Source organism: Fusobacterium sp. (assembly GCF_032477075.1).
Lineage (GTDB): Bacteria > Fusobacteriota > Fusobacteriia > Fusobacteriales > Fusobacteriaceae > Fusobacterium_A.
Map to the genome: position 1 here is coordinate 170,887 of NZ_JAWDXO010000001.1, position 18,857 is coordinate 189,743.

The window sequence follows — 18,857 nt, forward strand, 5'->3', positions numbered from 1 at the left end:
GATGAGCGAAAAAGATTATGGTGCTACATTGAACCTTCCGAAGACGAGCTTTCAAATGAAAGCTAATCTTCCAAATAAGGAACCTAAGTTTATTAAAATGTGGCAGGAAAAAGATATTTATTCAAAAGGCTTGAAGAAAGGTACACAAACTTTTATTCTGCATGATGGACCTCCATATGCAAATGGAGAAATTCATATAGGGCATGCTTTGAATAAGATTCTTAAAGATATAATCTTAAAATATAAAAGATTAAGAGGATATAAAGTACCCTATGTACCTGGATGGGATACACATGGACTTCCTATAGAGTTAAAAGTTACTGAAAAATTAGGATCAAAAGCTAAAGAAATGTCAGCAGTAAAAATCAGAGAATTGTGTGCTGAGTATGCTAAAAAATGGGTAGGAATTCAAAAAGAAGGATTTATAAGATTAGGAATATTAGGGGATTGGGAAAATCCATATCTTACTCTGAATCCAGAGTATGAGGCTAAACAATTAGAAGTATTTGGAGAACTTTATGAAAATGGATATATTTTTAAAGGACTAAAACCTATATATTGGTCACCAGTTACAGAAACAGCTTTAGCAGAAGCAGAAATAGAATATAAAAATGTATCATCTCCTTCAATATATGTAAGAATGAAAGCTAATGCTGATCTTTTAGAAAGATTAGGACTTACTGAAGAAGCATGGGTGGTAATATGGACAACTACTCCTTGGACTTTACCTGCAAATGTAGCTATAAGTTTAAATCCAGACTTTGAGTATGGTGTTTATAAAACTGAAAAAGGAAATCTGATACTAGGAAAAGACCTTGCAGAAAAAGCATTTACTGAAATGGATCTTGAACAGTTTGAATTAATAAAAGAATTTCAAGGTAAAGATTTAGAAAGAACTACATATCAGCATCCATTTTTAGATAGAACAGGAATTATTATACTTGGTACTCATGTAACTGCTGATGCAGGTACAGGATGTGTACATACTGCCCCTGGTCATGGACAAGATGACTATGTAGTAGGAATTAGATATGGCCTTCCAATTATTTCTCCTATTAATAACAAAGGAGTATTAACAGAAGAAGCAGGAGAATTTGCTGGATTATTTTATGTACAGGCTAATAAAGCAATATGTGCTCACTTAGAAAAATCAGGACATCTATTGAAATTAAAAATGATAGAGCACTCTTATCCTCATGATTGGAGATCAAAAACTCCTGTTATATTCAGAGCTACAGAACAATGGTTTGTGAATGTTGAAGGTTCAGATATAAGAGAAAGAGCTTTAAAAGCTCTAAATAATGTAGAATTTATACCAGCTTGGGGAAGAAGTAGAATTGGATCTATGATTGAAACAAGACCTGACTGGTGTATCTCAAGACAAAGAGTGTGGGGTGTTCCAATTCCAGTATTCTTCAATGAAGCAAATGGAAAAGAGATATTTAATAAAGAAATACTTAGAAAAGTAATTGAAATAGTTAAAAAAGAAGGAACAGCAGCATGGCTTAAATATCCAGCTGAAGAACTTATTGGTGATGAGTTGATAGAAAAATATGGGCTTAAAGGATTGGAACTTAGAAAAGAAACAAATATTATGGATGTTTGGTTTGATTCAGGGGTATCTCATAGAGCAGTGCTTGAAACAAGAGGAGAACTTTTACACAGACCAGCTGATATGTATCTGGAAGGATCAGATCAGCACAGAGGATGGTTTCAAACATCTCTTTTAACTTCCATTGGATCAACATATGATGCACCATTTAAAAAAATATTAACTCATGGATTTGTAAATGATGGAGAAGGGAAAAAAATGTCAAAATCAGTTGGAAATACAGTAGTTCCATCTGATGTAATAAAATTATATGGAGCAGATATACTTAGATTATGGTGTGCTTCTGTAGATTACAGAGAAGATGTTAAAATATCAGAGAATATCTTAAAACAAATGGCTGAGGCATACAGGAGAGTAAGAAACACGGCAAGATATATATTAGGAAATAGTAATGACTTTGATCCTAATACAGATAAAGTTTCATATGAACAATTGATGGAAATAGATAAATGGGCATTAAATAAGTTAGAAATACTAAAAAGAAAAGTAACAGAAAATTATGATAGATATGAATTTTACAACCTTTTCCAAGATATTCATTATTTTGCTGGAATAGATATGTCTGCATTTTATCTTGATATAATAAAAGACAGATTATATACTGAAGGAACTAACTCAGTAGAAAGAAGGGCTGCTCAAACTGTTATGACAGAAATTCTAGTCACTCTTACTAAAATGATAACTCCTATACTTTCATTTACTTCTGAAGAAATATGGGAAACTCTGCCAGAAGTATTAAAAGACAGTGAATCTGTTCTGCTGACTGATTGGTATAAAGAAAATGATCAATACTTAAATCCAGAGATAGAAAATAAATGGACAGAAATAATTAAAGTAAGAAAAGAAGTTAATAAAATACTTGAAAAAGCAAGACAGGGAGAAAATAGAATAATTGGGAATTCATTAGATGCTAAAGTAATACTCCATTCAACAGATGCAGAAATACAGAAATTCTTAATTGAAAATAGAGAAAAACTTGAACTTGCTCTTATTGTTTCAGAAGTAGAAATTACAGAAAATACAGATGATAGTTTTGTAAGAGGAGAAGAAGCTCAAGATATTTATATTAAAGTACTTCATGCTGATGGAGAAAAATGTGAAAGATGCTGGAAATATTCTACTGAACTTGGAAAAGATCCTGAATATCCAACTCTTTGTCCAAGATGCACAAGTGTACTAAAGAATAATTAGGAGAGAATATGATCTATATAATTTTAGTCTTTATACTGGTTCTATTAGACCAAATATCTAAATACATTGTGGATAAAAACTTTTTTGAGGGAGATACTATTGGTGTATTGACTGATTTTTTTCACTTTACATATGTAAAAAATAGAGGAATAGCCTTTGGGATGTTTCAAGGAAAACTTGATGTAATAAGTATAGCTACAGTTATAGCAATTGTAGCTATTGCATATTATTTGTATAAGGGCAGAAATAAAATGCTTTTATTAGAAAAGTTAGGTTTTACTTTTGTTTTAGCTGGAGCAATAGGAAATATGATAGACAGAATATGGAGAGGATTTGTCATTGATATGATAGATTTTAGAGGTGTCTGGTCTTTTGTTTTCAATCTAGCTGATGTATGGATAAATATAGGAGTTATATTGATACTTCTAGATTACTTTTTTGCAGAAAAAAAGAAGAAAAAATAGAGGAGGATTAAAAATGACATTTCAAGAGATAATTTTTGCTCTTCAGAAATACTGGAGTTCTAAAGGATGTGTATTAGGGAATCCTTACGACATAGAAAAAGGTGCAGGAACATTTAATCCTAATACATTTTTAATGTCTTTGGGACCTGAACCATGGAATGTTGCTTATGTAGAACCATCAAGAAGACCAAAGGATGGAAGATATGGAGAAAATCCCAACAGAGTTTATCAGCATCATCAATTTCAGGTTATTATGAAACCATCTCCTTTAAATATTCAAGAACTTTATCTTGAAAGTTTAAAAGTATTGGGAATAGATCCTGAAAAACATGATATTCGTTTTGTTGAGGATGACTGGGAATCTCCAACTTTAGGTGCTTGGGGACTTGGCTGGGAAGTGTGGTTAGATGGTATGGAAGTTACTCAATTTACGTATTTTCAGCAAGTAGGAGGCTTAGAATTAGATCCTATTCCTGTAGAAATAACTTATGGATTAGAAAGACTTGCTCTTTATATTCAAAATAAAGAAAATGTATATGATTTAGAATGGGCTCCTGGTGTAAAATATGGAGATATGAGATTTCAGTTTGAATATGAAAACTCAAAGTATTCATTTGAATTAGCAGATTTAGAAAGCCATTTCAAATGGTTTGATGAATATGAGAAAGAAGCAGCTAAAATTTTAGACGCAGGATTGGTTTTACCAGCTTACGATTATGTATTAAAATGCTCTCATACATTTAACGTTTTAGATTCAAGAGGAGCTATATCTACAACTGAGAGAATGGCTTATATCTTAAGGGTTAGAAACTTAGCAAGAAGATGTGCTGAAGTTTATGTACAAAATAGAAAGGATCTAGGGTACCCTCTTTTAAAAAAATAGTTGATTTAAAAAAATATTTTATTAGAATGGTTTGAAATGGAAGAGGAGGAAGAACATTGAGATTACTATTTGAAATTGGAATGGAAGAACTGCCTGCAAGATTTTTAAATCAGGCATTGAAAGATTTAAAAAATAATTTAGAAGCGAAATTAAAAGAAGAAAGAATTAGTTTTAAGAGTATAAAAACTTATGGAACTCCAAGAAGATTAATTTTGGATGTATGGGAACTGGGAGAGCAGCAAGAAGATCTTAATATAGTGAATATGGGACCAGCTAAAAATGTAGCTTATGGAAGTAATGGAGAGATATCTAGAGCAGGACTTGGATTTGCTAAATCTCAAGGAATAGAAGCAGAAGATCTTGAAATAATAAGTACTCCAAAGGGTGAATATATAGCAGCAAGAAAATTTATGGAAGGAAAAGAAACAAAGGAACTTCTTCCTGAAATATTAAAAAGTCTTGTATTAGAATTAAATTTTCAAAAATCTATGACTTGGTCAGATAAAAAGTTAAGATTTGCCAGACCTATACAGTGGTTTTTAGCACTTTGTAATAATGAAGTTGTAAAATTTGAAATTGAAGGAATGGAAAGTGGAAATAAATCTAAGGGACACAGATTCTTTGGTAAAGAATTTGAAGTTAATACTATAGATGAATATTTTAAAAAAATAAGAGAAAATAATGTAATAATAGATATTGAAGAAAGAAAAGCTCTTATCAAAAAACTTATTAATGAAAATTGCACAAATTCTGGAGAACAGGTGCTTGTAGAAGATGAACTTTTAAATGAGGTAACTAATCTTATAGAATATCCTTGTCCTATAGTAGGAAGTTTTAATTCAGATTTCCTTGAAGTTCCACAAGAAGTTCTTATAATATCCATGGAAGTACATCAAAGATATTTTCCTATACTTGATTCAAATGGAAGACTTCTCCCTAAATTTGTAGTTGTTAGAAATGGGATAGAAACTTCTGAACAAGTAAGAAAAGGAAATGAAAAAGTATTATCTGCAAGACTTGCTGATGCTAGATTCTTCTATCAGGAAGATTTAAAATCACCTCTTGCTGATAATATAGAAAAATTAAAAACAGTAGTATTCCAAAAAGATCTTGGAACTATCTATTCAAAAATAGAAAGAGCTACAGAAATAGCTAAGTATTTAATAGATACTCTAGGATATAATGATAGAAAAGACAGTATATTAAGAACTGTATTGCTTGCTAAAGCAGATCTTGTTTCTAATATGATAGGAGAAAAAGAATTTACTAAACTTCAAGGGTTTATGGGGGCAGATTATGCACTTAAATCAGGAGAGGGGAAGGAAGTTTCTCTTGGTATAAAAGAACACTATTATCCAAGGTTTCAAGGAGATAGTCTTCCTATAGAATTAGAAGGGATAGTAACTGGAATATCTGATAGAATAGATACATTGGTAGGATGCTTTGGAGTAGGAGTTATTCCAAGTGGATCAAAAGATCCATTTGCTTTGAGAAGAGCAGCTCTTGGAATTGTAAATATAATACTTAATTCAAGATTAGATATCTCTTTAAAAGCATTAACAGGAAAAGCATTAGATGCCCTTCAAGGGTGTGAAGTATTAAAAAGAGATAGAGAAATTGTTCTTACAGAAGTATTGGAATTCTTTAAACAAAGAGAAATGAATATCTTTACTGAAATGAAATACAGTAAAGATATAGTTACAGCTGTTCTCAATACTGATAGTGATAATGCTGTAGAAGCTTTAGAAAAAATAAAAACTTTAGAATCTTTTACTAAAGAAGAAGTATTTAAAACACTACTTCCAGTGTTGAAAAGAGTAGGGAATATTTCTAAAGATCATGAAAAAGGTATTATAAATCAAGATTTATTTAAAGAACCAGTAGAGACTGAATTATATAATTTTTCATTAGAGCTAAACTCAAAAGTGATAGATGCTTTAAATAACAAAGATTACAATAAATATCTTCAAGCTATAGTTTCAGGCAAAGATATTATTAACAGATATTTTGATGAAGTAATGGTAATGGATAAAGATGAAGATGTTAAGAACAACAGACTTTCTCAACTTAAATTTTTAGCTGATTTATTTATAAAAATGGCTGACCTTAATCAAATAGAGGAAAGATAATAGAATACTTAAAGAGCCTGAGAAATCAGGCTCTTCTCATAAAAGTATAAAGGGGAAAAAAGTGAAATCATTAAAAAGTTTTTTTAAAAGGAAAAATATAGAGATAACAGTAAAGAGATATTGTATAGATGCTTTCAGTCATATGGCTTTAGGACTTTTTTCAACACTTCTTATAGGAACTATACTTAATACAATTGGAGGAAAACTGGGAATAACCTTTCTTACAGATGTTATCTGGAAAATAGCAAGAGATATGACAGGATCAGCAATTGGAGTAGCTGTTGCTTATGGACTTCAGGCACCTCATCTTGTATTGTTTTCATCTACAATAACTGGAGCAGCGGGAGCTATTTATGGTGGACCAGTAGGGGCCTTTATAGGAGCAGTAGTAGGGGCAGAATTTGGAAAAATGATATCAAAAGAAACAAAAATAGATATAATAGTGACCCCAGCAGTTACAATCTTAACAGGAGCATTAGTAGTATATTATGTAGGACCTGGGGTAGCAAAATTCATGGAAGCATTTGGAGCTTTCATAATGTATACAACAGAGCTTCAGCCATTTTATATGGGAATTATAGTATCAGTAGTAGTGGGAATAGCTTTGACACTTCCTATCAGCAGTGCAGCACTGTGTATGATGATAGGACTGAGTGGACTTGCTGCTGGAGCTTCTACAGTAGGATGTTCAGCACAAATGGTTGGATTTGCAGTAATGAGCTTTAAAGAAAATGGATGGGGAGGTCTTGCAGCACAGGGGCTTGGAACTTCAATGCTGCAAATAGGGAATATTGTTAAGAACTGGAAAATATGGATACCTCCTACATTGGCTTCAGCTATATTAGGTCCAGTATCAACTGTAATATTGAAATATCAAAATATTCCAATAGCAGCAGGAATGGGAACAAGTGGACTAGTTGGACAATTTGGAACTTTTTCTACTATGGAGGGCTTAGGAAGAGGAGGGACATCTCTTTATATAGGAATACTTATACTTCATTTTATTCTTCCAGCTATTCTTACTCTTGCAATAGCTAGCTTTATGAGAAAGAAAAATTGGATAAAAGATGGAGACTTGAAATTAGATTTGTAATTTCAAAGGAGAAAAATGAAAAAAATAGATGTAAATAAAATAGAAAATGCCTTTAAAGATATACTGGATGCTTTGGGGGAAAGTATAGAGAGAGAAGGATTGAAGGATACTCCAAAGAGAATCGCACAAAGTTATACTGAGCTTTTTTCAGGGCTGCTTCAAAATCCTGAAGATATGCTTAAAAGAACATTTGAAGTAGAAAAAAATGACCTGATAATAGAAAAGAATATAGATTTCTATTCTATGTGTGAACATCATTTTCTTCCTATATTTGGTAAAATAGATATAGCATATATTCCAAATGGCAAAATAGTGGGATTTGGTGATATAATAAAAGTAATAGATATACTTTCTAAAAGACCTCAAATACAAGAAAGATTAGGATCTCAAATAGTTGATACAATATATGATACTCTTAATTGTCAGGGAGTTATGGTAGTTATAAAAGCTAAACATATGTGTATGACTATGAGAGGAGAAAAGAGAGTAAACAGTGAAATAGTAACAACTTCTTACAAAGGAATATTTGAAGATGATACTGTTAGAAGAATGGAAATTTTTTCATTATTAAAATAAATTTTTATGGAGAATGTCATGGATAAAATATATATCAACAACCTTGAATTTATAGCGTATCATGGAGTATTTCCTGAAGAGAAAAAACTAGGACAGAAGTTTTTAGTTTCAGCAGAAATGACAACATCAACAAGGGAAGCTGGAAAAACTGGTAATTTGAAAAAGTCTACACATTATGGACTTGTGGCTAATGATATAGGAGAAATATTTACTGGAAAAAGCATAGATTTAATTGAAACTTGTGCTGAAGATATAGCAGAGATGATATTAAGTAAATATCCTTTGATTTCTGAAGTAAAAGTGACAGTAAAGAAACCTTGGGCACCTTTGCAGATGCATTTTGAAAATGTAGCTGTAGAGATAACAAGAAAAAGGCATACAGTGTATCTTTCTATTGGATCTAATATGGGAGATAAAAAACAAAATCTTCTTACAGCCATAGAAAAAATAGGTTTAATAAAACAAACAAATGTAATCAAAACAAGCACAATTATCGAGACAGAGCCCTTTGGAATAAAGGAGCAGGATGATTTTCTTAATGCTTGTTTAGAAATAAAAACGTTATTATATCCTCATGAACTATTAAAAGAACTTTTAGGAATAGAAGAAGAAATGGGAAGAAAAAGAATAAAAAAATGGGGACCCAGAATTATTGATATAGATATGCTTCTTTTTGATAAAGAAGTAATAGAAGATGATGATTTGGCTGTACCCCATCCATGGATGTGTGATAGAAGTTTTGTGCTTGAACCACTGTGTGAAATAGCTCCAAATATAATTCATCCTTTAGAGAAAAAAACAATTTTTAATCTAAAAAGAATTTTAGATGAAGCTACAGACGAAAAAGAAAATGAAATATTAAGTTAAAATAAAAAAGAGATCTGTTATAAACTTAGAATAGCTCAATTACTATCACTAAAAAAGCTGACTTGAATTTTTTCATGTCAGCTTTTTCTATTAAAAAAATTAGTAAAAATCTATAAAATGATTTCTATTTTTTATTAAATAATACTTTTTATATTTAAATTTTCTAATTCTTTTGAAATTAATAATGAATGTTCCTTTAAAAGATTTCTTATTTTTATAATTCCTTTTTGATTAGTTCTAAAAATTGGAAGACTGACTCCCATAGCAGCATTTATCTTATTATTTATCATTATGGGAACAGCTATACAGCATGCATCAGAGGTAACTTCTCCGAATTCTTCAGCAAATTTATTGATTTTAGCTTTTTTTATAATTTCGAGTAACTCCTCTATATCTGTGATAGTATTTTCTGTAAACTGACTAATTCCATTAGAATATAACTTTCTTATTTCATCTTCTGAATACTTACAAAGGAGTACTCTTCCAAGTCCTGTACAATATAGAGGAAGATTTCTTCCTATAGAAGACATTAACTTTATAGGGAGAGAACATTCTACTTTTGTCAAATAAAGAACTTCATTATTATGATTTATTCCTATTTGACAAGTCTCATTACATTGAGCAACTATTGATCTCATATGAGACTTTATAATTTCAAGACCATTTACATTTTCTAAATAAGTCTGTCCTACTTGAAAAGTAGCTAAACCAACAGAATAAGTTTGAGAAATAGGATCTAAAACTAAAAATTCAAGTTCGACTAAAGTTTTTAAAATAGGAGATAAGGTACTTTTAGGCATATTAGTCAATTTTGAAATACTTGAAAAATTTAATTTTCCAGAATTTTTAGCTATAATTTGTAAGATATTTGTGACTCTTTCTGTAGGATTATGTAATAAAGTTTCCATTTTTTCCTTCTTTCTTAAAAATAATTCTATTTAATATCTTAACAAAAAAAATAAGAAAAAGCTATTGAAATTTCAATTTTAAAAATTTGTAATATGACAATAAAAAATAATGATTGACTTATAAAAAAGTTTATAGTATATTTTATTTATTCTTAATTACGAACTAGTTCGTAATTAAGAATAAAAGTGGAGGTTAAAAAATTATGAATAAAGAAACAATAATATCTCCATCTTGGTCAATTCACAGTGGTGTGGGAACAGCAAGTTATACATTTATATGGGGAATGGTTGGAGAGAATCAAACCTTTACAGATATGGATCATGTAGCAATGAAAGATATAAGATAAAGTTGAAATATATATTTTATTAGGAGGCAAAAAATGTTAAACGAATTTTCAATGGACTTTTTCTCTTTGAAAGGAAAAATAGCAATTGTAACAGGAGGGAATACAGGACTAGGACAGGCATATGTTGTGGCATTTGCTAGAGCAGGAGCAGATTTGTTTGTTACTACTTATGATAAAGAGTGGGAAGAAACAAGAAAACTTGTAGAAGCAGAAGGAAGAAAAATTCATTTTTTTCAGGCAGATTTAACAGACAGAGCCCAAGTTACTGCAGCAGTACAGGAATGTATGAGGGTCTATGGAAAAATAGATATATTAGTAAATAATGCTGGAACTATAAGAAGAGCTCCTTTACTGGAATATAAAGATTTTGATTGGGAAGCTGTAATGAATATCAATCTAAATGCAGTTTATTACATGAGTCAAGATGTAGCTAAAATAATGGCAGCTCAAGAAAGCGGAAAAATAATAAATGTAGCTTCAATGCTTTCATTTCAAGGAGGAAAATTTGTACCTCCATACACAGCCAGTAAGCATGGAGTTGCTGGATTGACTAAGGCTTTTGCAAATGAACTGGCATGTAAGAATATTCAAGTTAATGCAATAGCTCCTGGGTATATAAAAACAGCAAATACAGCACCTATAAGAGCAGATGAAAAGAGAAATGCTGAGATATTAAGCAGAATACCAGCAAATAAATGGGCGGAACCATCTGAGTTAATGGGAGCAATAGTATTTTTGGCAAGCAAAGCTTCAGATTATGTAAATGGTCATATACTAGCTGTAGATGGTGGATGGCTGGTTAGGTAGAATTTAAAAAAGAGTAGTCTTATAAGATTACTCTTTTTTACTTACCTATTTCAATATTTCTATGACTTCATCTATATTTTTCTGCCCAAAGAAAGTATCTTTGTCATTGATTATCATAGCTGGTACACTCATAATATCATATTTTTCTTTGAAATCTGGGAATGTAAATACATCAATAACTTCTACATTTACATTCTTGTTTTCTACAGCTATCTTTTGTGCTGCCTGAACAGTCTCTGGACACTTAGTACAGCTGAGTGATATACCTATTTTTATATTTACAGGTGAAGAAATATTTTTGATATTTTTCATAGTATCTTCAGATATTTTTTGACCTGGTCCTGCAATGTTGTACATAGCAAGAATAAAAGAATTTAACTCATGTCCACTAGGAAGAGATGAGAATTTTATTCCAGAGAAATCTCCATTTTTGTCTAAAATAGCTATTGTAGGAAATCTGTCTGCTTTAATTTTCTTTTCAAGTTCAGGATTTTCTCCTTTTTCAAAAGAAGTGAATTTCAGCTTGCTTGAAACAGAAGATATTTCTTTTACCATAGATTCAATCATTGAAGACTTTTCTATAGAAGAATCTTTGATAACAACAAGTTCAATATTATTTTCAAATCTTGAAACAATATCTCCAAGCTGTTCTTTGAGGCTACTGTCCAGCAATTCTACTTCTTTGATTTGAGCTTGTGAAGATTTTTCGATTTCTTTTTCTTCCTTAGTCATACCAAGTTTTTCTCTCAATTCATGAACATATTTTTCAATATTTACAGCAGCAATAGCTCCATCTGAAACAGCAGTAACAAGCTGTCTAAGTTTTTTAGGTCTGATATCCCCAGCTGCATATATTCCTTTAATATTAGTTGATAAATCTTCATCAGTAGGAATAAAGCCATATTGATCCAACTGTATATACTCTTTGAAAAGTTTACTTTGAGGTTCATAGCCAACAAAGATAAATATTCCAAAAGATTTTCCATCTTGAGCTTTATATTCAGATACTTCTCCAGTTATATTATTTTTAAATACAGCACTTCTCAATTGAATATCTCCTTTAGCTTCAAGTAATTCAGTGTTGAATTTGACTTCTATTTTTGGATGGTTTAAAACTTTTTCAGCTATTGATTTAGCACATGTAAATTCAGGTTCTCTTGCTATAATTGTCACTTTAGTAGCATATTTTGTAAGAAAAATTGCTTCTTCAGCAGCAGCAAAACCTGCTCCTACTACAAATACTTCCATTCCTGTAAAGAATTCTCCATCGCAGGTAGCACAATATGCTACTCCTCTTCCAGTATATTCCTCTTCTCCAGGAAAATTAAGTTTTCTAGGAGAAGCTCCAGTAGCAATCACTACTGAAAGAGCTTTATAATCCCCAGAAGTAGTTTTTAATACTTTTATATCTTGAGAAAAATCCATATCCTTTACTTCAGAAGATACAAATTCTACTCCAAAATTCTCAGCTTGTTTTTTTAACTGAGCTCCAAATTCACTTCCAGATATTTCAGTTATTCCAGGATAATTAACTATTTCATTAGTAAGACAAATTTGTCCACCAGCTTTATCTTTTTCTATGATAAGAACATCCAACATAGCTCTTCCAGCATATATACCTGCTGATAACCCAGAAGGACCTCCTCCTATTACAATTAAATCATAAATTTTTTCCATATTATTTCCTTTCTATGTATTATTTATTATTAAAAGATTATATTTAAAAAAAGAGGAGACATCTGAATGATTCTCTTTCAGTCTTCCTCTTTTATACTTTTAAAGTTTTCCAACAAGGTCAATAGTTGGTTTTATAGTATCACTACCAGGTTTCCATTTAGCAGGACAAACTTCTCCATGTTCAGCTACAAATTTAGCTGCCTGAAGTTTTCTAAGGAGTTCTCCAGCTTCTCTTCCAATACCGTTATCATGTACTTCATAAGCAACGATGACTCCTTCTGGATTAATGATAAAACTTCCTCTTAAAGCTAAACCTTCTTCTTCTATCATAACTTCAAAATCTCTAGCAAGTTTTCCAGTAGGATCAGCAAGCATAGGATATTGAACTTTCTTTATTCTATCAGATGTATCATGCCAAGCTTTGTGTACAAAGTGAGTATCTGTAGAAACTGAATATACCTCACAACCTTCAGCTTTAAATTGTTCATAATGTTCTGCCAAATCTTCAAGCTCAGTAGGACATACAAATGTAAAATCAGCTGGATAAAATACTACTGCTGCCCATTTCCCTTTCATAGATTCATTAGTTATTTCTTTAAAGTCTCCCATATGGTAAGCCATTGTTTTAAATTCTGATACTTTTTTACCAATTAATGACATAATTTTCTTCCTCCTTAGTTAATTTTGAATTACTTTATTTTGTAATTACTTTCAATTTGTAATTATTATATTTTGATTATATAATTAATTACTCATTATGTCAAGAATTTTTTTAGTATTTTCTTGTTTTTATTTTCTTCATATATTAAAATCTATATATAAAGTTATTTTTTTATTTGAAAAAATTTATAATAAAAGAAAGGAGAAAAATGTTTCTTAAATGTAGAGAGAAAAGTATTGAGCTAGGAAAAAGAACTTTAATTATGGGAATACTTAATGTAACACCAGATTCTTTTTCTGATGGAGGAAAATATATAAATATAGAAACAGCTGTAAAACGGGCTGAAAAATTGATAAAAGATGGAGCTGATATAATAGATATAGGTGGCGAGTCAACAAGACCAGGACATGAGCAGATATCAGTGGAAGAGGAAATAATGAGAGTGATTCCTGTAATAAAAAAGATAAACTCAGAATTAGATATAATAATTTCTGTAGATACATATAAGTATAAGGTGGCAGAAGTAGCATTGAAAGCAGGGGCACATATAGTCAATGATATATGGGGATTGCAATATGACAGAGGAGAAATGGCAGAACTAATAAAAAAATATGATGTTCCATTGGTAGCTATGCATAATCAAAATAATAAGATATATGAAGAAGATATAATTTTAAGTATGAGAAAATTTTTTAAGAGAACATATGAAATAGCAGATAAGTATGAGATAGACAGAGAAAAGATAATACTTGATCCAGGAATAGGCTTTGGAAAAGATATAGAGCTTAATTTGAAAGTATTAAGCAGAATGGAAGAATTAAGAGATATGGGAAGAATACTTTTAGGAGCTTCCAGAAAAAAATTTATTGGAACTATACTAAATGATGTTCCAGTAGACCAGAGAGTAGAAGGAACTATTGCTACAACTGTAATAGGGATAGAAAAAGGAGTAGATATAGTCAGGGTACATGATGTACTTGAAAATAAAAGAGCTGCTATGGTAGCAGATAGAATAGTAAGAAGATAAAACAAAAGTGGATAAACTAAAAAAATATTACATTTTAGTTTATCCATTTTTTAGTTATTTTATTTTTTTTATCATATCAAAAGAACAAACTAAAGTTACAGATATTTTAAAATCTTGAGTTATTGAAATTGGAATAGGAGTTTCATTTTTAGCTGATGACTCAGCATTTCTGCTTTTTAAATTAAGATTTGCAATTCTGTTTTCAACTCTGTTTACAGAAGCACCTTTATTTTCATAGATATTTCTAAGATCCCCAAGTTGGCTATTTCCAGTTTTAGTAAGTATCTTAGCTTGATTAACAGCATCTTCCATAGCTATTTCATAAGCTTTTAACTTTGCTTCTTTTTTAGTTTTTTCTGATACTCCATAAACTATATCACCAATATATTTTATATCAGTAGGCTCAATTTTTTTTAGAACTCCTCCAATATCAGTTGAAATATCAAACTTTACTTTTATTTCATGATTTACACTTGCTGTCTGAGAAACCATTGATTTAGAAGCTGTATTAGTAGTGTATCTTGTTGTTGCTATATTTTCTGGTTTTACTCCAATAGAAATGAGATAATCTTTGAATTCTTTAATAGTTTTAGCATTTTCTTCTGAAGCTTTTATTTTGCTGTCTTTATCATTTCCAAAGGCTACTGAACTTTCTTCAGTTTTAAGTCCAAAGCTAATTACAAAAAATTCTGGATTGAGGTTAACTGTTCCTTCTCCAACAATATCATTTAATCTCCCTGTAATAACATATTCACCTTTGTATTGCTCTTTTTCTATTTCATATTTGAATTTTTCTAATTGATATAATGAGTTATTATCTTCTCCATAAGAAGTATAACTTACAATAATCAATAGTAAGAATAAATATTTTTTTAACATTAATGAACCTCCTTATTCTATAATTAAATTGTCTTTTGCATCTTCAACATCTAATAATATTTTGATATTATCTAAAAGACATTTTCTTTTTTCTTCAAGAGTATTATATCGTGCATATTCTTGAGAGAAATAGATTTTTTGAGATTTAACTTTAGATAATAATTCAATTACATCTCCTGTATAATATTCATCTTTTATTTCTTCTAACTCTAAAAAATTTAAATTAAAAAATTTTTCAAGTTCATAAAATATATTTTCTATTTCATATTCTTGAAGATTTTTTTCAGATTTTAAAACTTCTTTTTGAAGAATTAAGTTTTCTCTAAATCCATACTTAAAACTATATCCCATAATTATCCCTCCAATCAGTACTTTATAAGATTATACTTTGTTTTATAAGGGACAGTCAATCATATTATTTGTCCAGAGATGATTTAGGTCTAAAATTGCGAGATAATTTTTTAAAAATTTAATTTGTTTTTTTCTATTTTATATGGATAAATGATAAGTTTTTTTGAAACATATTCTCCAATATAGACTTGAGAAAGTTCAAAGCCTGATTCTTTAAGTTTTTCAGATATCCATTCTTTATCTTTCTGGATTAATTCCAATATATCTTCATTTATTTGTCCATCAGCTATAAGAGGGTATTTAATATTATCTTTTTCATCATTTTGTACTATAGTAAATTGTCCATTTTGTTCAAGAATGACTCTTTTTAGACTGCTTATATGATATATACCAGCAGAGCGAAGTTTAAAAGTCAAGTCATTTCCTGAAATACCATATTTCATACATTCATCTATAAGTATATTTCCATTTAGTATTAACGTTACAGGGCGTCCATCTAGTAATCTTTTTACATATCTATTGTGTATCTTTATAAACTTAAGTCCAAATACTAAAAGAGTCCAGATTATAAGAACTAAAAAAAACTCCAAAGTAGTAATAGAACGATTGTATATAACTCCTCCAATAATTCCACCAAGAACATAGTTCTGTACTTGGTCCATAGCAGAGATAGGAGATAGATTCCCCTTTCCCATTAAATTTATTTGAAAAGTTAGGCACAATATTCCTAATCCTAATTTAATAAAAACATCATAAAAAGAAATCATATTCATCTTCTCCTATTTATCAATTATTTCTATATTTAAATTTAAAAGTTTAACTTTATCCAATGAATAAAACTGAAAACTATTATTGAAATTTACTCGATAGTAGTCTTTATCCATTTTGATAATCATTCCATTATATAAATAGGTACTGTTAGCTAATATTTTTTCAATAGGAATATTTTCTTCTTTACTCAGTTCCTTTAAAAAATAAACTGCCTGTGAAGTTTGAACAGAAACGGTTTTACTTCTGTTATAATGGGTATACTCTATTCCTAACATAAGAATGATACTTAATATTGAAATAATAATAAGATCACGATATTTAGAAGAAAGTCTATTTTGTAAATATTTTATTATTGTAAAGAAAAAGAATAATAAAATAAAAAGACCTATTAAATATTTAAAAATATTATTTATTTTAGATTGATTTTCAAAATACTGGTATGTGTAAAACAACATAAATATAGACTCCTTTTAAAATATTTATTGTATTTAAAAAATTTTACAAGAAATAAGAATCCTTTCCTTTAAAAATAAAATAGAAATAAAAAAATTATATATGGTATACTTAAAATAATTATATTGAGATGAAAGGAGGTAAATATGGTAGTAGAAATTATTAAAGAAAAATTAAAAAAATTAATAGAATTAGATAAAAAATTTTCTATTTTTGGTTCAAATTCACATAAATATGTATTTAATTCAAAACTTACTGAGGAAGAACTTCAGAAGTTTGAAGAGAAAAATAAAATAGTTCTGCCTGAGGAATATAGGGAATATTTAAAAAGTATAGGGAATGGAGGAGCAGGACCTTTTTATGGCTTACTTGAATTAGAAGATAATGACAATAATTCTATAGATTTATCTAGGGAATTTCCATATACTTATGAAGAACCTTTAAATTTATTTGAAGTATATGAAAGTATGAATGAAATAGATGATGATAATGAGGAAGAACAAGATAGATTTTTAAATGAAATATATGGAAAATCTTTAAGAGGGATAAAATTTCTTGCTCATGAAGGATGTGGAATGTACAGTGTACTTGTTGTAAAAGGAAAGGAATATGGAAATATATGGTATTTTGATTTTGCTAATGATGCTGGCGTTTATCCATTGACAAGTGAAAAAACAGGAAAAAGTATGAAATTCTTTGAATGGATGGAATTATGGATTGATAAATCTTTGGCTCATGTAGAAAAAAGAAATAAGGAACTTGAAGGATATGCTTTTTTTATAAAAGATACATATAAAGATAATTAATAAATACCCAAACAGTTATAATTTTTATAACTGTTTGGGCACAAATTGCTTAATAATTATGATTGACTTGCTGTTTTACTATCAGCAGTTTTGTTAAGGTTTTCTTCAGTTTTTTGAAGAGTTTTTTCTTTAAGCTCATCTAATTTTTTAGAGGCAGCATCTTTAGTTTCATCAATTTTCTGATCAGCTTTTTCAGCATTTTCTTTGACAGATGTTTTAGCATCTTCTACTTTTTGGTCAACTTTATTTTTTAATTTTTCAGTTTTGATTTCATCTAATTTTTCAGAGGCAGCATCTTTAGTCTCATCAATTTTCTCATTAGCCTTGTTTTTTAATTCTTCAGTTTTTTCAGTGGTTTTAGTTTTGATTTCATCCAACTTTTTAGAAGCAGCATCTTTAGTTTCATCAATTTTTTGATCAATTTCCTCTACTTTTTTATTTGCTTCTTCCTTGACTTCATCCATCTTTTTGTTAGTTTCAGTTTTAACTTCCTCTACTTTTTCAGCAGCTTCAGTTTTTGCACTCTCTATAGTTTTTTCACCACAACCAGTTAATAGAACAGTAGTTAAAAGTGCTAGTGTAAAAATAGATATTTTTTTCATATTTAATTCCTCCTTATTTTTGTATATATACTTATTACAAATAGACTATTGTATTTCCTTTAAAAAATAGATGTTTTTATTAGAGAAAATGTTTTTTTATTTTGTAATCATATTTTATTTTTTTAAGATTTAAGACATAAAAGCAAATATCAAAAATTAAAAAATTTGATGAAAAAAAATTAGTTAAAAAGAGGAAAAATATTAAAAAACAGAAGTCTTTTTTTAGGAAATATGATATAATAAAAAACAATAAGTATTTTATGTCATACAGATAAAATTGAGGAAGAAAATAAATTTGATAAAATCCTAAGAATATAGGAAATATTAGTTTTTAATCCTCAAATTAAAAGATATTTTATCAGTAAAATTATTTGAAATATATGAATTAAAAAATAATAAGGCTAACAAATACTATTGCAATATCAGTATAGTGAATAAGTAATAAAAAATTAATATAGACAGGATCTTGAAAAAGGAGGATCATGAAAGTTGAGAAAAATATAAAAATAGAAACAGCAGAAAAAAAGAAAATAAAGATAAAAAGATATCGTTTTATGGATAGTAAATATAAAAAAGAAGACTATGATTTTATTGAAAGATATTTTAAAATATTAAAAAAGAAGTATAAAACAAATGGAAAAGTCTTAGTAAAGCTATTTGAATTTTATGAAAAACATGTAGCTATTCAAAATAGAAATAAAAAATAATGATAAAGATGAAAGTTATTATCTAAATTTATAAAAGGAATGGTAA

19 protein-coding genes and 1 pseudogene are annotated in these 18,857 nt (G+C 29.2%); 12 read left to right on the forward strand and 8 right to left on the reverse strand.

The window, feature by feature from the left end; translation table 11 throughout:
- The first annotated feature begins 1 nt into the window (after position 1).
- The 7 genes from ileS to folK all read left to right on the forward strand — a co-directional run bounded on the left by ileS (position 2) and on the right by folK (position 8,815).
- Positions 2 to 2,803 carry an isoleucine--tRNA ligase gene (gene ileS / locus E6771_RS00820; RefSeq protein ID WP_316088922.1) on the forward strand — a complete coding sequence of 934 codons (2,802 nt, stop codon included), beginning with the start codon at positions 2 to 4 and terminating at the stop codon, positions 2,801 to 2,803.
- A gap of 8 nt (positions 2,804 to 2,811) precedes the next feature.
- Complete coding sequence (lspA, locus tag E6771_RS00825) at positions 2,812 to 3,267, forward strand: signal peptidase II (protein ID WP_316088923.1); 456 nt, start codon at positions 2,812 to 2,814, stop codon at positions 3,265 to 3,267.
- A 13-nt stretch (positions 3,268 to 3,280) separates the two neighbouring features.
- Positions 3,281 to 4,150, forward strand: a complete 870-nt coding sequence (gene glyQ, locus E6771_RS00830; protein WP_005949433.1) for a glycine--tRNA ligase subunit alpha — start codon at positions 3,281 to 3,283, stop codon at positions 4,148 to 4,150.
- A gap of 56 nt (positions 4,151 to 4,206) precedes the next feature.
- Positions 4,207 to 6,279: a glycine--tRNA ligase subunit beta gene (glyS, locus tag E6771_RS00835; protein WP_316088925.1), complete on the forward strand. Its 2,073-nt coding sequence runs from the start codon at positions 4,207 to 4,209 to the stop codon at positions 6,277 to 6,279.
- 61 nt (positions 6,280 to 6,340) lie between these two features.
- Positions 6,341 to 7,372, forward strand: coding sequence for a PTS sugar transporter subunit IIC (locus E6771_RS00840; RefSeq protein WP_316088926.1), 1,032 nt, complete (start codon positions 6,341 to 6,343; stop codon positions 7,370 to 7,372).
- Between the two features lie 24 nt (positions 7,373 to 7,396).
- A complete protein-coding gene (gene folE, locus E6771_RS00845) occupies positions 7,397 to 7,948 on the forward strand; it encodes a GTP cyclohydrolase I FolE (protein WP_316089039.1) in 552 nt (183 codons plus the stop codon).
- An 18-nt stretch (positions 7,949 to 7,966) separates the two neighbouring features.
- A complete protein-coding gene (folK, locus tag E6771_RS00850; protein ID WP_316088927.1) occupies positions 7,967 to 8,815 on the forward strand; it encodes a 2-amino-4-hydroxy-6-hydroxymethyldihydropteridine diphosphokinase in 849 nt (282 codons plus the stop codon).
- A 134-nt stretch (positions 8,816 to 8,949) separates the two neighbouring features.
- Here folK and E6771_RS00855 read toward each other — a convergent pair whose 3' ends face one another.
- Positions 8,950 to 9,723, reverse strand: a complete 774-nt coding sequence (locus E6771_RS00855; RefSeq protein ID WP_316088928.1) for an IclR family transcriptional regulator — start codon at positions 9,721 to 9,723, stop codon at positions 8,950 to 8,952.
- A gap of 206 nt (positions 9,724 to 9,929) precedes the next feature.
- Between E6771_RS00855 and E6771_RS00860 the strand changes: the two are divergent.
- Positions 9,930 to 10,070 (forward strand): annotated as a pseudogene (locus E6771_RS00860) (5-dehydro-4-deoxy-D-glucuronate isomerase); the annotation flags it as partial.
- Positions 10,071 to 10,103: 33 nt separating this feature from the next.
- Positions 10,104 to 10,877, forward strand: a complete 774-nt coding sequence (gene kduD / locus E6771_RS00865; protein WP_316088929.1) for a 2-dehydro-3-deoxy-D-gluconate 5-dehydrogenase KduD — start codon at positions 10,104 to 10,106, stop codon at positions 10,875 to 10,877.
- 45 nt (positions 10,878 to 10,922) lie between these two features.
- Here kduD and E6771_RS00870 read toward each other — a convergent pair whose 3' ends face one another.
- Together E6771_RS00870 and ahpC are read right to left on the reverse strand one after the other, a co-directional pair.
- Positions 10,923 to 12,554 carry an FAD-dependent oxidoreductase gene (locus E6771_RS00870; protein WP_316088930.1) on the reverse strand — a complete coding sequence of 544 codons (1,632 nt, stop codon included), beginning with the start codon at positions 12,552 to 12,554 and terminating at the stop codon, positions 10,923 to 10,925.
- A 99-nt stretch (positions 12,555 to 12,653) separates the two neighbouring features.
- Positions 12,654 to 13,214 (reverse strand): alkyl hydroperoxide reductase subunit C, encoded by a 561-nt coding sequence (gene ahpC / locus E6771_RS00875; RefSeq protein WP_005949472.1) that lies wholly within the window; start codon positions 13,212 to 13,214, stop codon positions 12,654 to 12,656.
- A 209-nt stretch (positions 13,215 to 13,423) separates the two neighbouring features.
- On the opposite strand from ahpC, the gene folP reads away from it, so the two are divergent.
- Positions 13,424 to 14,242, forward strand: coding sequence for a dihydropteroate synthase (gene folP / locus E6771_RS00880; RefSeq protein WP_316088931.1), 819 nt, complete (start codon positions 13,424 to 13,426; stop codon positions 14,240 to 14,242).
- A 54-nt stretch (positions 14,243 to 14,296) separates the two neighbouring features.
- Here the strand turns inward: folP and E6771_RS00885 are convergent, their stop codons facing one another.
- From E6771_RS00885 to E6771_RS00900, 4 genes are all read right to left on the reverse strand, one after another.
- A complete protein-coding gene (locus tag E6771_RS00885) occupies positions 14,297 to 15,121 on the reverse strand; it encodes an SIMPL domain-containing protein (RefSeq protein ID WP_316088932.1) in 825 nt (274 codons plus the stop codon).
- Positions 15,122 to 15,133: 12 nt separating this feature from the next.
- Positions 15,134 to 15,472 (reverse strand): hypothetical protein, encoded by a 339-nt coding sequence (locus E6771_RS00890; protein WP_316088934.1) that lies wholly within the window; start codon positions 15,470 to 15,472, stop codon positions 15,134 to 15,136.
- A 110-nt stretch (positions 15,473 to 15,582) separates the two neighbouring features.
- On the reverse strand, positions 15,583 to 16,239 hold the full coding sequence (locus tag E6771_RS00895; protein WP_316088935.1) for a DUF421 domain-containing protein: 657 nt from the start codon (positions 16,237 to 16,239) through the stop codon (positions 15,583 to 15,585).
- Positions 16,240 to 16,251: 12 nt separating this feature from the next.
- Entirely contained in the window at positions 16,252 to 16,698 is a 447-nt protein-coding gene (locus E6771_RS00900; RefSeq protein ID WP_316088937.1) for a DUF3290 family protein, read from the reverse strand.
- A 144-nt stretch (positions 16,699 to 16,842) separates the two neighbouring features.
- Between E6771_RS00900 and E6771_RS00905 the strand changes: the two genes are divergently transcribed.
- A complete protein-coding gene (locus E6771_RS00905) occupies positions 16,843 to 17,502 on the forward strand; it encodes an SMI1/KNR4 family protein (RefSeq protein WP_316088939.1) in 660 nt (219 codons plus the stop codon).
- Positions 17,503 to 17,558: 56 nt separating this feature from the next.
- On the opposite strand, the gene E6771_RS00910 is transcribed toward E6771_RS00905, so the two are convergent.
- On the reverse strand, positions 17,559 to 18,104 hold the full coding sequence (locus tag E6771_RS00910; protein ID WP_316088941.1) for a hypothetical protein: 546 nt from the start codon (positions 18,102 to 18,104) through the stop codon (positions 17,559 to 17,561).
- A 482-nt stretch (positions 18,105 to 18,586) separates the two neighbouring features.
- Here E6771_RS00910 and E6771_RS00915 point away from each other — a divergent pair, with 482 nt between their 5' ends.
- On the forward strand, positions 18,587 to 18,811 hold the full coding sequence (locus E6771_RS00915; protein WP_316088942.1) for a hypothetical protein: 225 nt from the start codon (positions 18,587 to 18,589) through the stop codon (positions 18,809 to 18,811).
- Positions 18,812 to 18,857: the final 46 nt, after the last annotated feature.

Coding starts and splice junctions, on each gene's coding strand:
- ileS (WP_316088922.1), top strand. CDS start 2: ATGAGCGAAAAAGATTATGGTGCTACATTGAACCTTCCGAAGACGAGC.
- lspA (WP_316088923.1), top strand. CDS start 2,812: ATGATCTATATAATTTTAGTCTTTATACTGGTTCTATTAGACCAAATA.
- glyQ (WP_005949433.1), top strand. CDS start 3,281: ATGACATTTCAAGAGATAATTTTTGCTCTTCAGAAATACTGGAGTTCT.
- folK (WP_316088927.1), top strand. CDS start 7,967: ATGGATAAAATATATATCAACAACCTTGAATTTATAGCGTATCATGGA.
- E6771_RS00855 (WP_316088928.1), bottom strand. CDS start 9,723: ATGGAAACTTTATTACATAATCCTACAGAAAGAGTCACAAATATCTTA.
- kduD (WP_316088929.1), top strand. CDS start 10,104: ATGTTAAACGAATTTTCAATGGACTTTTTCTCTTTGAAAGGAAAAATA.
- E6771_RS00870 (WP_316088930.1), bottom strand. CDS start 12,554: ATGGAAAAAATTTATGATTTAATTGTAATAGGAGGAGGTCCTTCTGGG.
- ahpC (WP_005949472.1), bottom strand. CDS start 13,214: ATGTCATTAATTGGTAAAAAAGTATCAGAATTTAAAACAATGGCTTAC.
- folP (WP_316088931.1), top strand. CDS start 13,424: ATGTTTCTTAAATGTAGAGAGAAAAGTATTGAGCTAGGAAAAAGAACT.
- E6771_RS00885 (WP_316088932.1), bottom strand. CDS start 15,121: ATGTTAAAAAAATATTTATTCTTACTATTGATTATTGTAAGTTATACT.
- E6771_RS00890 (WP_316088934.1), bottom strand. CDS start 15,472: ATGGGATATAGTTTTAAGTATGGATTTAGAGAAAACTTAATTCTTCAA.
- E6771_RS00895 (WP_316088935.1), bottom strand. CDS start 16,239: ATGATTTCTTTTTATGATGTTTTTATTAAATTAGGATTAGGAATATTG.
- E6771_RS00900 (WP_316088937.1), bottom strand. CDS start 16,698: ATGTTGTTTTACACATACCAGTATTTTGAAAATCAATCTAAAATAAAT.
- E6771_RS00905 (WP_316088939.1), top strand. CDS start 16,843: ATGGTAGTAGAAATTATTAAAGAAAAATTAAAAAAATTAATAGAATTA.
- E6771_RS00910 (WP_316088941.1), bottom strand. CDS start 18,104: ATGAAAAAAATATCTATTTTTACACTAGCACTTTTAACTACTGTTCTA.
- E6771_RS00915 (WP_316088942.1), top strand. CDS start 18,587: ATGAAAGTTGAGAAAAATATAAAAATAGAAACAGCAGAAAAAAAGAAA.